The 17924-nt window shown below is 63.3% G+C and carries 15 protein-coding genes; 7 read left to right on the top strand and 8 right to left on the bottom strand.

Going from position 1 to position 17924, the window contains the following annotated elements:
* Positions 1-103 precede the first annotated feature (103 nt).
* Positions 104-898, bottom strand: a complete 795-nt coding sequence (locus tag KDW96_RS11565) for an acyl-CoA thioesterase (RefSeq protein WP_255836401.1) — start codon at positions 896-898, stop codon at positions 104-106.
* Positions 899-900: 2 nt separating this feature from the next.
* Positions 901-1758: an alpha/beta hydrolase family protein gene (locus KDW96_RS11560; protein WP_255836400.1), complete on the bottom strand. Its 858-nt coding sequence runs from the start codon at positions 1756-1758 to the stop codon at positions 901-903.
* A gap of 186 nt (positions 1759-1944) precedes the next feature.
* Between KDW96_RS11560 and KDW96_RS11555 the strand changes: the two genes are divergently transcribed.
* Positions 1945-2937 carry a GlxA family transcriptional regulator gene (locus tag KDW96_RS11555; RefSeq protein WP_255836399.1) on the top strand — a complete coding sequence of 331 codons (993 nt, stop codon included), beginning with the start codon at positions 1945-1947 and terminating at the stop codon, positions 2935-2937.
* Here the strand turns inward: KDW96_RS11555 and KDW96_RS11550 are convergent, their stop codons facing one another.
* Positions 2938-3297, bottom strand: a complete 360-nt coding sequence (locus KDW96_RS11550; RefSeq protein ID WP_255836398.1) for a VOC family protein — start codon at positions 3295-3297, stop codon at positions 2938-2940.
* 452 nt (positions 3298-3749) lie between these two features.
* Between KDW96_RS11550 and purE the strand changes: the two genes are divergently transcribed.
* The 5 genes from purE (at position 3750) to KDW96_RS11525 (ending at position 8704) form a co-directional block, all read left to right on the top strand.
* Positions 3750-4241, top strand: coding sequence for a 5-(carboxyamino)imidazole ribonucleotide mutase (gene purE, locus KDW96_RS11545; RefSeq protein WP_255836397.1), 492 nt, complete (start codon positions 3750-3752; stop codon positions 4239-4241).
* Between the two features lie 148 nt (positions 4242-4389).
* Entirely contained in the window at positions 4390-5475 is a 1086-nt protein-coding gene (locus KDW96_RS11540) for a 5-(carboxyamino)imidazole ribonucleotide synthase (RefSeq protein ID WP_255836396.1), read from the top strand.
* A 131-nt stretch (positions 5476-5606) separates the two neighbouring features.
* Positions 5607-5852 (top strand): GlsB/YeaQ/YmgE family stress response membrane protein, encoded by a 246-nt coding sequence (locus KDW96_RS11535; RefSeq protein ID WP_255836395.1) that lies wholly within the window; start codon positions 5607-5609, stop codon positions 5850-5852.
* Positions 5853-5890: 38 nt separating this feature from the next.
* Positions 5891-6424, top strand: coding sequence for a DUF3299 domain-containing protein (locus KDW96_RS11530; protein WP_255836394.1), 534 nt, complete (start codon positions 5891-5893; stop codon positions 6422-6424).
* 216 nt (positions 6425-6640) lie between these two features.
* The gene (locus tag KDW96_RS11525) at positions 6641-8704 is read left to right on the top strand and encodes a cation:proton antiporter (RefSeq protein WP_255836393.1); all 2064 of its coding nucleotides are present in this window, start codon (positions 6641-6643) and stop codon (positions 8702-8704) included.
* 104 nt (positions 8705-8808) lie between these two features.
* Here KDW96_RS11525 and KDW96_RS11520 read toward each other — a convergent pair whose 3' ends face one another.
* Positions 8809-11007, bottom strand: coding sequence for a M14 family zinc carboxypeptidase (locus tag KDW96_RS11520; RefSeq protein WP_255836392.1), 2199 nt, complete (start codon positions 11005-11007; stop codon positions 8809-8811).
* Positions 11008-11474: 467 nt separating this feature from the next.
* Between KDW96_RS11520 and KDW96_RS11515 the strand changes: the two genes are divergently transcribed.
* Positions 11475-11960: a hypothetical protein gene (locus tag KDW96_RS11515; RefSeq protein WP_255836391.1), complete on the top strand. Its 486-nt coding sequence runs from the start codon at positions 11475-11477 to the stop codon at positions 11958-11960.
* A 61-nt stretch (positions 11961-12021) separates the two neighbouring features.
* Here the strand turns inward: KDW96_RS11515 and KDW96_RS11510 are convergent, their stop codons facing one another.
* From KDW96_RS11510 to KDW96_RS11495, 4 genes are all read right to left on the bottom strand, one after another.
* Positions 12022-12777 carry a lysozyme inhibitor LprI family protein gene (locus KDW96_RS11510; protein WP_255836390.1) on the bottom strand — a complete coding sequence of 252 codons (756 nt, stop codon included), beginning with the start codon at positions 12775-12777 and terminating at the stop codon, positions 12022-12024.
* Between the two features lie 293 nt (positions 12778-13070).
* The gene (locus KDW96_RS11505) at positions 13071-13472 is read right to left on the bottom strand and encodes a hypothetical protein (RefSeq protein ID WP_255836389.1); all 402 of its coding nucleotides are present in this window, start codon (positions 13470-13472) and stop codon (positions 13071-13073) included.
* A gap of 3 nt (positions 13473-13475) precedes the next feature.
* Complete coding sequence (locus tag KDW96_RS11500) at positions 13476-15812, bottom strand: DUF8812 domain-containing protein (RefSeq protein WP_255836388.1); 2337 nt, start codon at positions 15810-15812, stop codon at positions 13476-13478.
* Between the two features lie 60 nt (positions 15813-15872).
* On the bottom strand, positions 15873-17921 hold the full coding sequence (locus tag KDW96_RS11495; RefSeq protein ID WP_255836387.1) for a type VI secretion system Vgr family protein: 2049 nt from the start codon (positions 17919-17921) through the stop codon (positions 15873-15875).
* Between the last annotated feature and the right edge of the window lie 3 nt (positions 17922-17924).

The raw sequence follows: 17924 nt of genomic DNA, 5'->3' as shown, positions 1-17924 counted from the left end.
GCGATTTCCGCGGGCCTTGGGTGACCGATAGACAGCAAGAAGCATACCGCGTCTGTTGTGCGGTCACCCCCGGTCGTGCCGCGTTGCGCCGAGCGCTGCTCGTTCAGGCGAAGACGCTGACCGTCTGGCGGCTGACCAGCGCCGTATGGCCGTGCCGGTCCCACAGGGTGGCATCGATATGGCTGTAGCCGTTGGCGGCATGCTGGATGTCGGCCAGGTACTGCCACCAGTCGCCGCCCGTGCAGGCCTCGGGGCGCTCGACGAAGCCGAGGCTCCAGGTCAGGGTGCTGCCGGCGGCCGGGGCCTTGAGCAGGCTGAATACCGCCGGCGGCCAGGCATCCAGCAGGCACAGCAGTTCGGCCACCCCGGCCACCTGGTCGCCCGGCTCGCGCAGGCGAATCCAGCCGCCCAGGTGGGGCTCCCGGCCGCCCATGAAGGGCATCTTGCCGACCGCGTAACGGTAGTCGAAGTGCTGGGTGAAGTCCGGCGTCAGGCCGGGGATGAAGGGAAACTGCGTTGCGGCTTCCGGGCTCCTGGTGGTCGGTGCGTACATGGCCGCCACGCTCACGGCCGAGGCGCGGTCGCCGCCGAAGCTGGCCAGCATCACCACGCAGGGCTGATCGTCTTGATAGGCCGTGGCCTGCACCTGGGTCGCCGCCTTGCCTTCGCGCAGCACCCTGACCTGCACATCCAGGGCACCGGGTGCCACCGGGGCGACGAATGAAACCATCAGCGAGCGCAGCGCCCGCTCGGCGGCCACCCGCGGGCGGATCTTCTCGAACAGGCAGGCGGCCAGCAGGCCGCCGAAGGTGGCCCGGCCCTGGCCCCAGTGCTCGGGAATCTGCACCTGGGTGGGGGATGAGGCGCAGGCGGCGTGCAGCAGGTCGGCAAAATTCATGGTCATTCCTCTGGTTGGGCGATGGCGTGGCTATGGGGGTGGCCCTGAGCGGCCAGATGACTGTCGAGGAAGGCGCTCACCCGCTGCGCGTAGGCCTCGGGCTGCGCCGCATAGGCCAGGGTGTGCTGGGCCCCCGGCACCTGCCAGAACTCGCTATGGGTGGCCTGGGCCAGGGCCTGGTGCAGCTGCCGGCCGTCCCGCACCGGGGTGTAGGGGTCGTCTTCGCCGTAGATCAGCAGCAGGGGCGGCTGGCCCACCAGCCGGGTGGCGGCATGGAGCGGGCGCAGGCGCCGCTCGCCGGCCGGATAGAGCAGCCTGGACAACTGGATGCCGAGCCGGGGAATGGGGTAGCGGCGCCAGAAGTGCAGCAGGGTCGGAAAGGCCGACTCGAGCACCGCGGCCTTGAACGGATGTCCGGCCTGGGCCAGGGCGCAGACGCTCATGGCCGCGCCCATGGAGGCGCCGAGCAGCGCCAGCGGCAGTTGCGGGTAGCGCGCCTGCAGGGCCTGGCCGGCGGCCAGCACGTCCAGGGGGTAGTCCATGGTGGTGGAGCTGCTCTCGCCGAAGCCGTTGAGGTCGAACAGCATCACGTGATAGCCGGCCCGGCGCAGCAGCTCGGCGTGGCCCTGTTTCAGCCAGAAGCCCTTGGCTGCCGTGCCCATGGGGTGGGCCAGCAGCACCGCGCCCTTGGCCTCGGGCGCATGGGCCTCGGCCAGCAGGGCGGCCAGGCGGGCGCCGGAGCCGCTGGCGATGCTCAGGCGCTGCCAGGGCCCCTGGTCGATACCGTCCGGCCAGCGCCAGGGCCGCATGAAGCGGCCGAAGAAGGGTTTTTTGAACAGTCGATAGGCTGTATGTTTCATCGCCGCGCTCCTCTTGGACCATGGTACGAAGTCGCCCGTGGCGGCGCCTCTCATCCCCTGGTGGGGCGCCATGCTAGGCAGCGGGGGACGGGCTCACCATGGGTGAAAATGACGAAATACGTGCGAAAAGCGCGGCTAGCAGGCCGTTGAAAAAGCTAGGCGAGGCAGGGAAGTGAGGACATTGCGATGAAGGTGACGGTTCTGATGGCCGATCGTTGCTCGGCCACCAGCGTATCGGCGGCCCTGGAGTTCCTCGAGTGCGCCAACGTGTTGCACCAGTTCGCCACCGGTGGTGCCGGCCCCGCCCCCTTCGAGGTGCAGAGCGTGTCCATCGACGGTGCGCCGGTGACCTGCACCGGCGGCCTGCGCCTGACGCCGCACAAGGCCCTGGCCGAGGTCGAGGACAGCGACCTGGTCATAGTGCCGGGCTTCATGTTCAACATCCTCGCGGTACTGCCCGAGATGGGCCCGGTGTGCGCCTGGTTGCGCCATCACCATGGCCGCAACGGCTATATCGCCAGCATGTGCACCGGCACCTTCGTCACCGCCCAGGCCGGCCTGCTGGACGGCAAGCGCGCCACCACCCACTGGATCTTCGCCGAGCAGTTCGCCCGGCACTTCCCGCGGGTGCGGCTGCAGGCCGAGCGCACGGTGACCGACGATGGCCTGCTGCTCTGTTCGGCCGGCTCGACCACCGGCAGCGACCTGCTGCTGCACATCATCCGCCGCTTCGCCTCGCCCCAGCTGGCCGCCGAGTGCTCGAAGAAACTCTTGGTCGACAGCGCCGAGCGCAGCCAGACGCCCTACATGAGCGGCCCGTTCGACAAGACCCACCAGGACCAGGAGGTGCTGAAGGTGCAGATCTGGCTGGAGAAGCACCTGGCCGAGCCCATTGCCCTGGAGCAGGTCGCCGACCGCTTCGCCCTGACCCCGCGCAGCCTGATCCGGCGCTTCAAGGACGCCACCGGGCAGAGCCCCGGGCAGTACCTGCAGAACCTGCGCATCGAGCGGGCCAAGCACCTGCTGGAGGGCGGGCAGGAGAACTTCGAGCGCATCACCCAGCAGGTGGGCTACGAGGACGCCAGCTCCTTCCGCCGCCTGTTCAAGCAGCGGGTCGGCATCGCGCCGGGCGCCTACCGGCGGCGCTTCAACAGCCAGCAGCGCGGCGGCGAGCGCTAGCTAGTCGCCGATGTCGCTCCACGCGGCAAACTCGTTGCCGCTGGGCTCGATGAAGTGAAAGCGCCGACCGCCGGGGAAGGCGAAGATGGCCTTGCTGATCCGCCCGCCGGCCCGCTCGACCTTGGCCTGGGTTTCCTCCAGGGCGGCGCTGTAGAACACCATCAGCGCGCTGCCCCGGTCCTGTGAGGCGCACAGTTCGGACTTGAAGAAACCGCCATCCAGGCCCTGATCGGCAAACGCCGTGTACTCGGGGCCGTAATCGGTAAAGACCCAGCCGAACGCGGCCTGGAAGAATGCCTTGGTCGCGGCCAGGTCCTTGGCCGGAAACTCGACGTAGTTGAGCTTATCGTGCTGGTTCATTGCGCTGTTCTCCCTGGCGTAAACGGGACAGGTCTACAGGTTCAGCATATATAAGAACTGGCCACCCTTCGCTCCGCCCCTCTCACGGGCAGGCCAGCAAAGCGCTGCCCACCCTTCGCAAGTCGCTTCGATTCTCGCTGTCGTCCAAGTCTCGACGGCAGCTAGGGTGGCAAGCTACGCACCCTTTTCAGCGGCATGGCCTGGGCCACTGGCTGAGGAGCAGGGCGCAACGCAGCGGCTATTGGGGCGACAGGGGCCACCAGCGAAGGTATGGCTCAGTGCCTGGCGACGGACGGTCATGCAGGGGGGGCGCTATTTGTGGCGTTACGTTATACTGCGCCGCCTTAAAATCCGCCGGCTCGCGGGTTTGACCCAAACATGACAAGCCACGCCCTGTGCGTGGCTTGTTGGTTTTTGACGCGCCGACAGGCGCCTGATGAAGAGGCACGACGATGAGCGCACTGGTTGGCGTGATCATGGGCTCCAAGTCCGACTGGTCCACCCTTAGCCACACCGCCGAGATGCTGGAAAAGCTGGGCATTCCCCATGAGGTCAAGGTGGTCTCCGCCCACCGCACCCCGGACCTGCTGTTCCAGTACGCCGAAGAGGCCGAAGGCCGTGGCATCCAGGTGATCATCGCCGGTGCCGGCGGCGCTGCCCACCTGCCCGGCATGTGCGCGGCCAAGACCCACCTGCCGGTGCTGGGCGTGCCGGTGCAGTCGTCGATGCTCTCGGGTGTCGATTCGCTGCTGTCGATCGTGCAGATGCCGGCCGGCGTGCCGGTCGCCACCCTGGCCATCGGCAAGGCCGGTGCGGTCAACGCGGCGCTGCTGGCGGCGAGCATCCTCGGCCACCAGCACCCGGAATTCCACGCGGCGCTGAAGAAGTTCCGTCAGGAACAGACCGAGACCGTGCTGGACAATCCGGACCCGCGTCAGGCCTGAGGGCCGCTCCCGCCGAGTGTTCGGCACGGCGCCCGGGCGCGTCGTGCCTGGCTCGGCACGCGTTCGACCTGGGTGTAAACTCCGCGTTTTGAGCGGCGCTCGACGCACAACTGCCGGGTCTCGCCACCTGGTGAAAGGGGCTTTCTAGATGAAAATCGGTGTAATCGGTGGCGGTCAGCTGGGCCGCATGTTGGCCCTGGCGGGCACTCCGCTGGGCATGAACTTCGCCTTCCTCGACCCGGCGCCGGACGCCTGCGCCCAGGCCCTCGGCGAGCATATCCGCGCCGACTACGGTGACCAGGACCACCTGCGCCAGCTGGCCGACGAGGTCGACCTGGTGACCTTCGAGTTCGAGAGCGTGCCGGCCGAGACCGTGGCCTTCCTCTCCCAGTTCGTGCCGGTCTACCCCTGCGCCGAGTCCCTGCGTATCGCCCGCGACCGCTGGTTCGAGAAGTCGATGTTCAAGGACCTGGGGATTCCCACGCCGGAGTTCGCCAACGTACTGAGCCAGGCCGACCTGGACGCCGCGGCGCTGAGCATCGGCCTGCCGGCGGTGCTCAAGACCCGCACCCTGGGCTATGACGGCAAGGGCCAGAAGGTCCTGCGTGCGCCTGCGGACGTGGTCGACGCCTTCGCCGAGCTGGGCAGCGTGCCGTGCATCCTCGAGGGCTTCGTGCCGTTCAGCGGCGAAGTGTCGCTGATCGCCGTGCGCGGCCGCGATGGCGAGACGCGCTTCTACCCGCTGGTGCACAACACCCACGACAGCGGCATCCTCAGCCTGTCGATCGCCAGCACCGATCACCCGCTGCAGGCCCTGGCCGAGGACTACGTCGGCCGCGTGTTGAGCAAGCTGGATTACGTCGGCGTGCTGGCCTTCGAGTTCTTCGAGGTCGACGGCGGCCTGAAAGCCAACGAGATCGCCCCGCGGGTGCACAACTCCGGGCACTGGACCATCGAAGGCGCCGAGTGCAGCCAGTTCGAGAACCACCTGCGCGCCGTCGCCGGCCTGCCGCTGGGCTCGACCGCCAAGCTCGGCGAGAGCGCCATGCTCAACTTCATCGGTGAAGTGCCGGCGGTCGACAAGGTCGTGGCGATCGACGATTGCCACCTGCACCACTACGGCAAGGCCTTCAAGGTCGGCCGCAAGGTCGGCCACGCCACCCTGCGCTGCGTCGATCGCACCACCCTGGACGACAAGATCGCCGCCGTTCAGGCGCTGATCGTCAAGGCCTGAGGCGACTGTTCGGCGCCGCCCGGGGCGGCGCCGAATCGTTCATGGAACCTCCTGGGTTCAAACCCGTCTGATGGCATAGCGCCACGCAGCGACCGCTGCGTGACTCCCGGCCACCTATTCGGAGTACCTTCATGGGCATCATTGGCACCATCATCATCGGCCTGAGCGTTGGCCTGATCGCACGCTTCCTCAAGCCCGGCGACGACAGCATGGGCTGGATCATGACCATCCTGCTGGGTATCGGCGGCGCCATCGCCGCCACCTACGGCGGCCAGGCGCTGGGCATCTACCAGGTCGGCCAGTCGGCCGGTTTCATCGGTGCGGTGGTCGGTGCCATCGTCCTGCTGATCCTCTACGGCGCGATCAAGAAGGGCTGAGTCCAGCCCCCTCCCTTTCCAATGCGGTGAGACCCTCCATGCGTTACCTGCTGCTGCCCCTGCTGTTGCTCAGTCACCTGGCGCTGGCCGAGCCGGCCGAACTCGACTGGCTGGAGCTGATGCCGGAAGCGGACCGCCAGGCTCTGGAGGCCATGCCTGAGATCAGCCACGACGGCGCGGAGCAGGATGGCGCCTTCTACACCCCCGGCGGCCTCAGGCAGCAGGACCAGAGCCTGCCGCCGGTGATGTACTCGGCCAAGACGGTGGCGACCCTGGACGGCAAGCCGGTCCGCCTGGGCGGCTATCCGGTGCCCCTGGAAAGCGATGCCGAAGGCCGCAGCACCCTGTTCTTCCTGGTGCCCTATCCCGGTGCCTGCATCCACGTGCCGCCGCCGCCGCCGAACCAGCTGGTGCTGGTGCGCTATCCGCGTGGAATCGAGCTGGCGGATATCTACGCGCCGCTGTGGGTCAGCGGTACCTTGCGGGTCGAGCCGGTCAGCAACGAACTGGCCGACGCGGCCTATGCCCTGGATGCCGGCTCGGTGCGCCTGGTAGAGGAGGCGGACCTCTAAAGGACGGCGATCCGCGCGCATAGGGTGCGCTGCGCGCACCAAAAGCCAGGTTGCCCGTGGTGCCCATGGCGCAGCCTACTGGGCCCGTGCGTCGGGCCTGACCGGCCGCAAGAACCCACCTTTGCCTATGCTTGAAGCTAGGTGTCCCTTTCGTGCCAGCTGCCTGGCTCCAGAGCACGGATAGGCCTGCGCCTGCCCTGACTCGGGGAGCGAGCCATGTCGAACGGTCTGGCGATTCTGTTGTTTACAGTCTTCGCCCTGCTCAGCGGGGCGTTGCTGCGCTTCCTGCTGCACGGCAGCCGGGTGCCCTATTCGGTGGCGCTGCTGCTGCTCGGGCTGGCGCTCGGCGCCGTGGCGCAGCAACCCTGGCTGCCGTCCTGGGCCGGGGAGTTCGGCCAGAGCATCGAGCATGTGGCCGGCATCGAGCCGCAGCTGATCCTCTTCCTGTTTCTGCCCGCGCTGATCTTCGAGTCCGCCTTCGCCATGGAGGTGCACCTGTTTCGCCGCATGCTGCCGCAGATCGCCCTGCTGGCGGTGCCCGGGCTGATCATCGCGACCCTGCTCACCGCGCTGCTGGTGCGCCTGGCGCTGCCGCTGGACTGGGGCTGGCCGGTGGCGCTGATGTTCGGCGCCCTGGTCAGCGCCACCGACCCGGTGGCGGTGGTCTCGCTGCTCAAGGAGCAGAGTTCGCGCAAGCGCCTGGAGACCCTGATCGAGGGTGAGTCGCTGCTCAACGACGGTACCGCCATCGTGTTCTTCGTGCTGTTCTACGGCATGGTCCTGGGCAGCGTGACCGACAGCGGGGTCGCTGAGGTCGGCCTGGAATTCCTGCGCGTGGTCTGCGTCGGCGCCCTGGTGGGGCTGCTGGTGGCGGCGGTGGTGGTGCTCTGGGTCGGCAAGGTGTTCAACGACGCGGTGCTGGAAACCGTGGTGACCATCGCCGCGGCCTACCTCGGCTTCATCGTCGCCGAACACGGCTTCCACTCCTCCGGCGTGGTCGCGGTGGTGACCACCGCGGTGCTGCTGGCCGGCGTCGGCCGCACCCGTTTCAGCCCGGAGGTGATGCACTACCTGCGGCATTTCTGGGAGATGCTGGCCTACATCTTCAACACCCTGATCTTTCTCCTGGTCGGCATCATCATCGCCCGCCTGGTGGCGCTGCCGTCGCTGGGCATGTGGCTGAGCCTGCTGCTGCTCTATATCGGGGTCAACCTGATTCGCGGCACCACCATCGCCCTGCTGTCGCCGCTGCTGGCGCGCCTGGGCATCGGCCTGACCCGCGACAAGGCCATCGTCCTGACCTGGGGCGGCCTGCGCGGCGCGGTGGCCCTGGCCCTGGCGCTGTCGGTGGCGCAGCAGAGCCAGATCGCCGCGGAGATCCGCGAACAGGTGCTGTTCCTCACCGCCGGCCTGGTGGTGCTGACCATCGTGATCAACGGCGGCACCATCAGCGCCCTGCTGCAGTTCCTCGGCCTGGCCCAGCTGCCGGCGGCCAAGCGCGCCACGGTGGTCAAGGCCGAGGGGCTGATTCACGCCGAGGTGGCCGATCTGCTCAGCTTCCTGCGCAAGGACGAACTGCTCGCCCACGCCGACTGGGCGAGCATCGAGCGCAGCCTCGAGGGGCTGCGCCTGAGTCCGCAGTTCGAGGCCAGCGATCCGGGGCCGGAGGAGGACCTGGAGATCTTCTACAAGCGCCAGCTGCTGGAGAGCGAGCGGCAGAGCTACTGGAACCAGTTCGGCCTGGGGCTGCTCGATCATGGCGCGGCGGGGCGCCTGGTGGAGGCGGTGGAGGCGGCGCTGGACGGCACGCCCGAGCTGGGGCCGCGGCCCAAGCTGCTGGCGCTGTGGTCCGATCCGCCCTGGCTCGAGCGCCTGGCGCGCTGGGGCTGGTTGCATCGCACGCGCTTTCGTCACCTGGCCGCCGTCTACGGCACCCTGCGCGGCTACCTGCAGGCCCAGCAGGCGATGCGGGCCCTGGCCGCCGACCTGGCCCCGGACCCGGCCATGGCCGATGCCGCGCAACGGCAGATCGACGCCAATCTGCAACAGGCGCGGCAGTGCCTGGCGCAACTGCGGCGCGACCATGGCGCCGCGGTCGGCCAGCTGGAGAGCTACACGGCGCTGCGCTTGCTGCTCAATCGGCAGCGCGATGCGGTGCAACACCTGGCGGACGAGGGCGTACTGGAGCCGGCGGAGAGTCACAAGCTGATCGATCGGGTGGAGCAGCGGATGTTCGAGCTGGCGCGCGGGCGGGCGGACGCCCTTGACCGGCAGCCCTAGCCTGTGTTGGACGCGCTAGGATGCAGGGCTCGCTGCCGACGCGATGCGCCGCAGCGAAGCCGGGGGGACAGGGCCGGGAGGCGTCTCCCGGCCCTGCGAGCGGCTTACGGAATGATGACGCTGTAGTCCTCCACCTCACCGTAGTCGTAGCTGCCGCAGGCGTTGGGGGCGCTGTTGTAGCGCATGGCCACGCGCATGCGGGTCTTGCCGCTGATGGCGCTGGTCGGGATGTTCAGGCTGCCGTTGATCACCGTGGTCTTGGCGCTGCCGGAGCTGAACACCTGCTCGCCGGCGTCGCTGAAATCACCGTCCTGGTTGAGGTCGATCCACACCTTCCAGTACTGCTTGTAGGCGGTGCCGGCGAACTGTGGGGTGAGGGTCAGGCTGTTGTTGCCGCGCAGCACGTTGATCTGCTGGCCGGTGAAGTCGCTGTAGCTGGCCGCGCCGGAGGCGTTGCTGAAGCTGCCGAGCTGCACCTTGCCGATCCACTCGTAGCTGGCACTGCCGCTGGCGGCACTGCAGTACTGCGCCGGCGGCGTGCCGCCATCCTTGTTGATCACCAGGAAGCTGGCGCTGACCGCGCCCCAGGCCCCGGAGCTGTCGCGGCTGCGCACATAGACCAGGTGCTTGCCTTCGCTCAGGCCAGCGGTGACCAGGCTGCCGGTGAAGCCCTCGGTGGCGCTGTTGAAGCTGCCGTCGCTGGCCTGCAGGGCCGCAGGCGTGGCGCCGGATTCCCAGGGCGCCTTGTCGATGTACACCTCCACCGCGTCGATCGCCTGGGTGCTTTCGCTGCCGTTGCTGTTGTTGAAGCGGGCGTCGCTGGCCGTGCCGCTGATGGTCACTGCGGTGCCGGCCGGTACCCCGGTGGTCGCCGCTGCGCCACTCAGGCTGAGGGCCGTCACGTCAGGACCGGCAGGGGTGAGGTAGGGGGTGCGCACCACCTTGGCGGCGTAGATCAGCGCCGGCAGGTTGTTCGGCTTGATGGTGTTGGTGTAGGTGGTGCAGCTCTGGAAGAACTGGGTGCCCAGCTCGAAGGTGTAGGCCGCCACGCCGAGTTCGCCATAGCTGATGCCGTCGCTGGTGCCGTCGGTGGGGTAGAGGCCGATGGACTGCTGCGGGCTGTAGCCGTTGAAGAAGGCGAACTTGCGCCCGAGGGTCTGCAGGGCTGTGCCGTTGGGCGCCGGGGTGCTGGTGTCGCCCCAGGGCCAGAGCACCAGTTCGCTGTAGCTGTGGATATCCAGATGGATGCCGCTGGTGTCGCTGGGCGCCGCGTCGTTCTTGCCCGGGCCGCGACGATCCGGCCAGAGACCGCGCACGTAGTTCTGCAGGGCCTGGATTTCCGGCTCGGAGCCGGCGCTCGGGCCGCGGTAGGTGTCGTTGCACTGGCTGCCGCTGGAGCCCTGGCCGTTGGTGCTGTTCCAGCCGAAGCTGAAGTTGCGGTTGAGGTCGGCGCCGCGGCTGTTGCTGCTGGCGCCGCAGTAGTTCTGGTTGGTGTTCTTGCGCCAGGACAGGCCGGTCTCGGCCTTCTTGCGGCCGTCCGGGTTGGCCATCAGCATGATGTGCACCTCGTGGTGGTCGAGGATCCAGGTGGCATCGGCATCCTGGCCATAGCCGTCGACCAGCCAGCGGGCGAAGTCCAGGGTCAGCGCCGCGGTGGTGTACTCGCGGGCATGGATGGCGCTGTTGATGAACAGCTTGGGCTTGCTGCCGGTCTTGGCCTGGTTGGTCAGCTTGAGCACGCGCATGTCGTGGCCGCCCAGGCTGTTGCTCTTCTCCCAGGAGTCGCCGACGTCCAGCCACTGCGCCAGGGTCGGCTTGCTGCTGGCCATCCCGGCGGCCACCGCGAAGGTCTCCTCCACCGTGGCGTAGCAGGAGTAGCCGGGAATTCCGCTGGCGGCGGCGCTGCTGGTGCTCATGCTGTCGCTCGACTTCGCCTGTTGTTTCAGCAGCAGACGGTTCTGCATGTCGGTCAGCACCTGGTTGCGCTTCTCGATGAACTCGCTGGCCGCGGCGAAGGTGAAGCCGAACACCTGCAGCTTCTGCATCTCTTCGTCGTTCAACTCCATCACCAGGTAGCCGTCGTTGTAATGCGACTCGAGCATCTGGCCGTGGAAACTGATGGCCGCCTTGCGCGCCACCTCCTTGTTGGGGAAGAACGCCTTGTAGATCTTGTTGGAGGCCTTCTCCTGCTCGAGCAGGAGAAAGTCGTCCTGCGAGGCGTTGGGGGCAGCCAACGCCAGGCCGGTATTGACACTGGCCACCAGCAGGGCGATGGCAGAGAAGGTGTGTAGAGCTGTCTTCATTATTCATTTCCTTCGAATAAAGTTGCTCGGCGAAGCGGGATGGGCTTCGCGATGGGAAGAGTTCTTGTGGAACTCAGGACGGCTAGGGAACGCATTCCGCTGCCAGCCGGGAACGGGGTCAGTACTTCCTCAACTGACCCCGATCGGCTACTGGTGCCAGCGCGGGCAGGGAACCGTTGCAAAGTAGAAGTGCTCTAATTTGCTGTCAATTCCCGGCTAAATCCGGGGAAAGTACGGCTTTTTGGGCATTCAGTACGCTATAAGCGACAGCCTGCGCGTGGCGCAGAAGAACCGCGGCGCGGTCGAGCGCATTGCCTGGTTTTTCGAATCAATCGGTTAGCGCCGCCGATGGATGGCGAAGGATTTCGCGGCGTTGGCAGCCAGATAAATGACGGCCGTGCCAGCGCCTTGAATTGCCGTTACTTCGCGCGCGGGAAGTGTCGAATCGATCACGGAGATATAAGGATATGTCGCATTCACGAAGATCGGCACTGGGCAGCCTGCTCGGCAAGCTGGCAGCCAGTGGCTTGGCCGCCCTGCTGACGGCCTGCGCCGTCGCCGAACCCACGCCGCAGCTGTCGACCGAAGCCCAGCGCCTGGCCCACAAGTGGCAAGCGATGCGCGCCAAACCGGGACATTTCACCGGCGGCGCGTGGGACGACCAGGTCGACAAATGGCAGGGCGCCAAGCACCTACTGATGCAGCAGCTGCTCGACTTGGCCTGGGCCGAGCGCTACGACGCCAGCCAACTGCGTACCCTGTTCGGCGCCCCGGATAGGGTCTTAGCCCCCGCAGCGGCCGAGTACGCAGATGGCCTGCGCCAGACCAACTGGCAAGGCCAACCTAGCGGCGAACTCTGGGCCTATGAGTGGCGCGGACAACACGACCAGTTGCTGTTTGCCGTGGACGGTGAGGAGGTCAGGGCGGCGGGGTGGTGGTTGCTGTATGAGTAATGGGGGCAGATTTGTTTGATTAATAAATCTTTCCCCTTTTTGTCCCATTTAATCCTGGCGTCTAACCATAGCTTCCTATTATCGAAAATATGCCTGAATCAGGGTCAAAACGCATGACGAATTCACACTCTGATTTTCCCTCCCTCCAAAAAACGAGTACTTTAACATTGAATGCTAAAGGGTTGTCTTGATTTGCTTTGTATGAGGTGATTTCGATTTCTTCTATTGAGTCAATCGCTATATTGGCATAGCTATTGTCAAGGGTGTTTCTACCCCAAAGAAATGAATTAATAAAATAATCATAATCACCTTTTAGAAAACCATAGAGTTGTTCTTCAAGATATTCCTTGTTCATGTGTTGCATAAAACGCTTCACATCTTTTGACTTTATTGAGCTCAGAAATCCGGTCAAGAATGCAGTTTTTATGTCGATACGCCGGGCCAGACCTAGATCGCTGTAGAGGCAATCTGGTCCTCTGCACTCATTCTGCAGTGCCCGCAGATATAAATTTCGCTCTTGGGTGATTTTTATTGCACAGTCCATATCAAATAAAAACTGATAAGGCTGACTATATCCGCACTGACCATCCCTCAATCTGATCCAACTTAGCTGGCTTTCTCTAGCAACCTGCTTGCCTTTCATGTCTAGCGACGATATGAGTTTGGTATAAGATTGATTTAGAGATATGTCTGAGTTTTTATAGGCTTCACTTAAGCAGCGCAACCCATTGAAATCATCTGTAGGCGTACGGCATGCAGCCATTGCCTGCGCGGCTGAAAGAAAAATAATAACAAAGCACATACTGATATTGTGCATTAATTAAACTCAACTGTAGGAAAAAATCCGGAGGCGAGAAAATTGCAGTTTCATTTGTTTGGAATGTTGGCAGTCGTATAAATAAATCTATCTTTTTTCCATTCGTATATTTATCCGTATATGGATTTTCTGGCTTTTTAGAAGAATGCCGCTATGTTGGGAGTGTAGGAAGATTTATTTATCCAGAAGCGTGCGTCGCCTGCCACAAATAGAGTTGTCCCCTCTCCCTAATAAGTCGTGGTCTGTCCTCTGTTCCTTGCCTCTTATTGTTCTGTTGATTCGGGACGGCTAGTCTAATTGCTATCTATGCATTCGAGAGTCCCGATTTGTTTGTTTTGAATCGGTACGAAGCATCTTTTGTTTTGTTCTCCTGTAGGCTCCAAGGGCGTTATGCTTAGCTGTAGATGGACGCCGTTTTTGGAGAATTCAGGGTTGCTAAAATATGCATCAGCAACTTCCGTAGCAAAAGACAGGCCGTTAAATTCGCAAATACGTGCTGTTTCTATTGCTTGCCAGTTTTTCGGGTTAATTATTTGAATGTATGCGCATGGTTCTTCATATAGCCTGGAGTATCGTACGAGTGTATCTCCGATTCGCGCAGAGCTTGCTTCGGCTATTTTTGAATAATCAACCTCACCGCCAATGGCTACTGTTGGGAGAAATGCCAGGATAAATAATTCGGATATTTTTCTCATGTATTATCTCAGGTAGCTTGCTCGTCTATTAAATCGATCGCTTGGTACGCCAGGCCATTTTGAGTTATCAGCGATTGTTGCGCTTAGCGCAGGTAGGTCATTGTCAACAATATGTTGCTGTACTAGTTTTCTGGTGCTTGGAGTGTAGTCGCCTCGATATATTAAATCGACGGCAATGTCTTGAATTTTACTATTGATTTTATTCCAGTTAAGAGATCCGTAACTTTCAATGTTCGAGGGCGATCCAGATATTCGTATTACTTCGCTCTTCATGAATTCATAAACTGGTATAAATAATCTATATTGCTGCTTTCTTGTGATTTGGAATTTTTTAATTTCGTCGCTTGCGCCATCTAAATATGTTTTTGCAGCTTGTCCTTTTAAGCCTTTGGCACCTATTAGCCAGCTAAATAGAGGCTCTGGCACACCTGCTTCTGTAAGATCAGCTTCTGGGTTAGGGCGCTGGCCAAGGTCATAGCCTCTCCCGATGGTCACCCCTGAAGCACCCTTGGGCCAGTGAGCCACACGGCTAAAATGAATTGAGCTGGTAATGTCATTTCCTTCTACGTCGAATGTTAGCTGTCCGCGCGGAACTTCTAGCCACTTAAGATCATTCTCATCGTCTAGGAGGCTGAAACTACCAATTAGCCCTATTACTTGAAAATGCCACGCCTTCCCATCCTCACTAATCCCATGCTGCCCCGCCAGTTCTTTCCACCAGCTCAGCTTCTCGATCCGCTGTTTTTCGATCTCCCAGATTTGGTTCGGCTTGCCGGGTTCCTCTGCCAGCAACGGGTCGAGTTCGTCCCATTTGATCTTGTCCCAGTACCACTCGCTCTCGTATTTGGTGATGAGGTGACCCAGCACTTGGGTGTGCCAGGGTTTGCCGAGGGCTGCGCGAATTTCGTCGCTGGTTAGTACGCCGTCTTTGTCGCTGTCGACGATGTCGAAGAGACGGGCAATGGCCAGGACAGGGCCGCCGTCGGCCTTGTTGATCTGGGTGCGATAGTTTTGTTTTTCCTCCTCACTCAGCATGCCTTTGGCGTTGAAGGTATAGGCGAGCTTTTCGACCGGTGTGCCAGTGTCTTCGATGCATTGGAAACCTGGCCATTCCCAGGGGCTATGGCGCGTGGTGATGAGGTCCTGTTCAGCAAGCCAGCCGTTGATGGGGTTGCCATCCTTGTCGGCGAACAGCCCGTCCAGACGCCACCAGTTGGTTGTGTTGGTCGTACTGCTGCCGGAGGCCGCGTTGCTGACCTTGATTTTGTGGGTGGCCGGCAATCCGTCCAGCAAGGCTTGCGGAATGATCAGGTCTACACCGATCCGGTTGCCCGGATCGCCTTGTTTGGGCGGGTTGTCGGGCTTGATATCGTCACGGTGCGAGATCAGCCGGCTGGCATCCTTGTGGACCTTGAGCAGGGTTTTATCGGCATCTGGCAGGGTACGGGCCCAGGCTTGGCTTTTGCTGATAAAGCCAGGCACGTCTTCGCAGCTGAACACTTCCAGATGCAGCAGAGGTTGTGCTGCGCCGTTGTGGTTTTGATAGGTGCCTAGATGACCGATCAGGTCGCCGGCCTTGATCGCGATGCCTGTGTCCAGCACCACCACACTGTCCTTGGCTTTGGGTTCGAGCTGGGCCTTGAGCAATTTGAAGGCGACAAAGCCGGGTAGCTTGCCTTCGCTGTCTGGCGTCAGGGCCGGTTCGGCTGCACCGCTGACGATGCTGAGCAACTTACAGAAATCGCCCCCTGAATGGCTGACGGTAACCTGCGCACCTTTGCTCAGCACCGCCAATTTCGCCCCGTTGGTGTTGGGCTCGGCACGGACATTGAGGCCTTGATCCTTGGTGTCGACTATATACGTGTCCGCCCCCCAGAATGTTGGCCGGGGGAGGCTTGATTTGGCCTGATAGGCGGCCCAATCCTGCAGGTGCATATACAGGCTGTAAAAGGTCAGCGCGGGGGGGGACTGTTCGCTGGTTGTTGCGCCTCCGTTGCTCGGTCGGGGGGGCTGAAGCCTATGTTTGACCAGGACGAACCCCGAAGAAAATGGTGCGCGCTTGACCATGGGAACATCGTCGCGGTACTCGCTGATCGGGTAGCTGTCATTAATTCGGTAGGCGATCACCTCGCCGTCGGCGATGCAGCGCACGCTGGATTGATCGAAGACTGCGGCGGTGCCTTTGTCGAAATGCACGCCGCCATGCCATAGACCGTTTTCGCCTGTCGGGTAGTAGCCACCACTGGCCTTGGCCATATTGGTCAGATACTGCAGAGGGTTGATCGCCGTCCCCGTGTTTGGAAACGGATACGCCCAGTTGATCGGTTTGCTGTCTGCCATGATTTTTCCGAATCCCTAATCCTTGTGTGCAAGCCATGCGGTGGCTTGCGTCTATCCCTGTCAGCCGGAGAAATTGAGCATGCGCTTGGGCTTTTTCTTCTTCTGCGCCAGCGAGTTCAGCAGCGCCTCGTCCAGCAGGTTGCCCGCCTTGTCGCTGTCCGCTGCCCCCGGCAGTACCGGCGGTTTGATCTTGATGCCCGAGCCCTTGCCCGGTGAGCCGCCGGCGTTGATCTTGGCCAGGGGGCCGGAAATCGTGATGCCGCCGGGGTCGAGTTTGATGAAGCTGCCGCCGGCCTTGAGGGTCAGTTCGGTGCCGGCTTCGATCACCATCTTCTGCCCGGCCTTGAGGTGGATTTCCCGGCCGGCCTTGGTCAGCTGGGCGCTGCCGAGTTTGATGTGCTGGTTCTGCCCGACCGTGAGGTGGTCGTCGGGTTTGACCTGGACCCTGCGATCGCCGTGCACCGTGAGGTGCTCCTCGGCCTGCAGCTCGGTGTAGCTGTTGGCCTCGACCGTGTCGTGGCGCTCGTTGCCGACGCGGATGCGCTGGTCGTGTTCGATGTTCTCGTCCCAGTCGCGCTGCGCGTGCAGGTAGATCTGCTCGGCGCCCTTGCGGTCCTCGATACGCAGTTCGTTGTAGCCGCCGCCACCCGGGCTGCTCAGGGTCTTGAATACCGTGCGGGTCTTGTTCGCCGGCAGGTCGTAGGGCACCTGGTGTTCCTTGTGATACAGGCAGCCGGTGACCAGGGGCTGGTCGGGGTCGCCTTCGAGGAAGGTGACCAGCACCTCCATGCCGATGCGCGGGATGGCGATGGCGCCGTAGCGGTCGCCGGCCCAGCTGCTGGCCACGCGCAGCCAGCAGCTGGTGCTGTCGTCGGCCTGGCCGTGCCGATCCCAGTGGAACTGCACCTTGACCCGGCCGTACGCGTCGCAGTGGATTTCCTCGCCGGCGGGGCCGGTGACCACCGCGCTCTGGCTGCCGAGCACGCGCGGTTTCGGATGGGCCAGCGGCGGGCGGAAGGGCACGTCCCAGGGGGTGGCGGTTAAGCGGTTGCGGTAGCCCTGAGTGAAACCATCAGCGATTTGCACGTCGTTGGTCACCGACTCTTCCAGCACCTGCGGTTGCTTGCCCTCATGGACGACCTCGGTGAGCAGCCACAGGTCGTTCCACTCGCGGCGCGGATGCTCGGAGATTTCCAGCAGGTGGCCGCTGACCAGCCTGGGCTGGTCGCTGCGACCTTCGGCCAGACGGTAGTCGGCGCGATGTCGCTCCAGCTGGCGCTGGCTCAGGTGCTTGCCGCGCTTGCGGTCCAAAAAGCGCCCGGGGTAGTCGTAGTCCTCCAGGTCCGGCAGCGGCGCGGCCTCGGGGTCGCGCTCGGCCTTGTGCGCCGCCTGCATCAGCAGGCGTGGTTGCTCGAAGTCGTAGTCGCGGCGGGTGGTGCGGCTGGTGCGGGTTTCCAGGCGTACCCGCAGGCGCTTGATCACCGGCTCATCGGCGGTCATGCCGTTGTCCTGCAGGTAGGCGGTGGGCTGGCCGAGCCTGGCGAAGGCGCTCTGCTCGTCGCCAAACACCAGTACATGGCCGTCCGTGCTGTGCCGGAAGTGGTAGTGAATGCCTTCCTCCTCGCACAAGCGCTGGACGAAGTGCAGGTCGCTCTCGTCGTACTGCACGCAGTAGTCGCGCTCGGGGTAGACAGTGGGGCCGAGCTGGAAGCGGTAGGCGTCGGCGAGGATGCCGTGCTCTTCCAGCACCGTGGCGACGATCTGCGGCACCGTCAGGTGCTGGAAGATGCGCTGGTTGTGACGATGGGCCAGGTAGGCCAGCTGCGGTACGATGCGCAGGCTGTAGCGGGTCAGGCGCTTGCCGGATTCGCCCTGGGCCACTCGATGGATCAGCCCATGGATGCCCGGGCCATCCGGGTTGAAGGCGAGGAAGGCGCGCTGGTGCAGCAGGCTCTGCAGGTCGAGGTCGGGGCGTTCGCTGACCAGCTCCAGCTCGAAGGCGTAGGGCTGGCTGATCGTCTCGCGACCGTTGAAGGCGAGCACCTGCAGGTCGTGCTCGACGCCTTCGATGCTCAGGCTGAAATGGCTTGCGTTGGCCGGGTTGAACATTGC

It is taken from the genome of Pseudomonas benzenivorans (assembly GCF_024397895.1).
Classification (GTDB): domain Bacteria; phylum Pseudomonadota; class Gammaproteobacteria; order Pseudomonadales; family Pseudomonadaceae; genus Aquipseudomonas; species Aquipseudomonas benzenivorans_A.
Note: the sequence above shows the minus strand (reverse complement) of the source record. Positions and strands in the feature narration are given on the sequence as shown.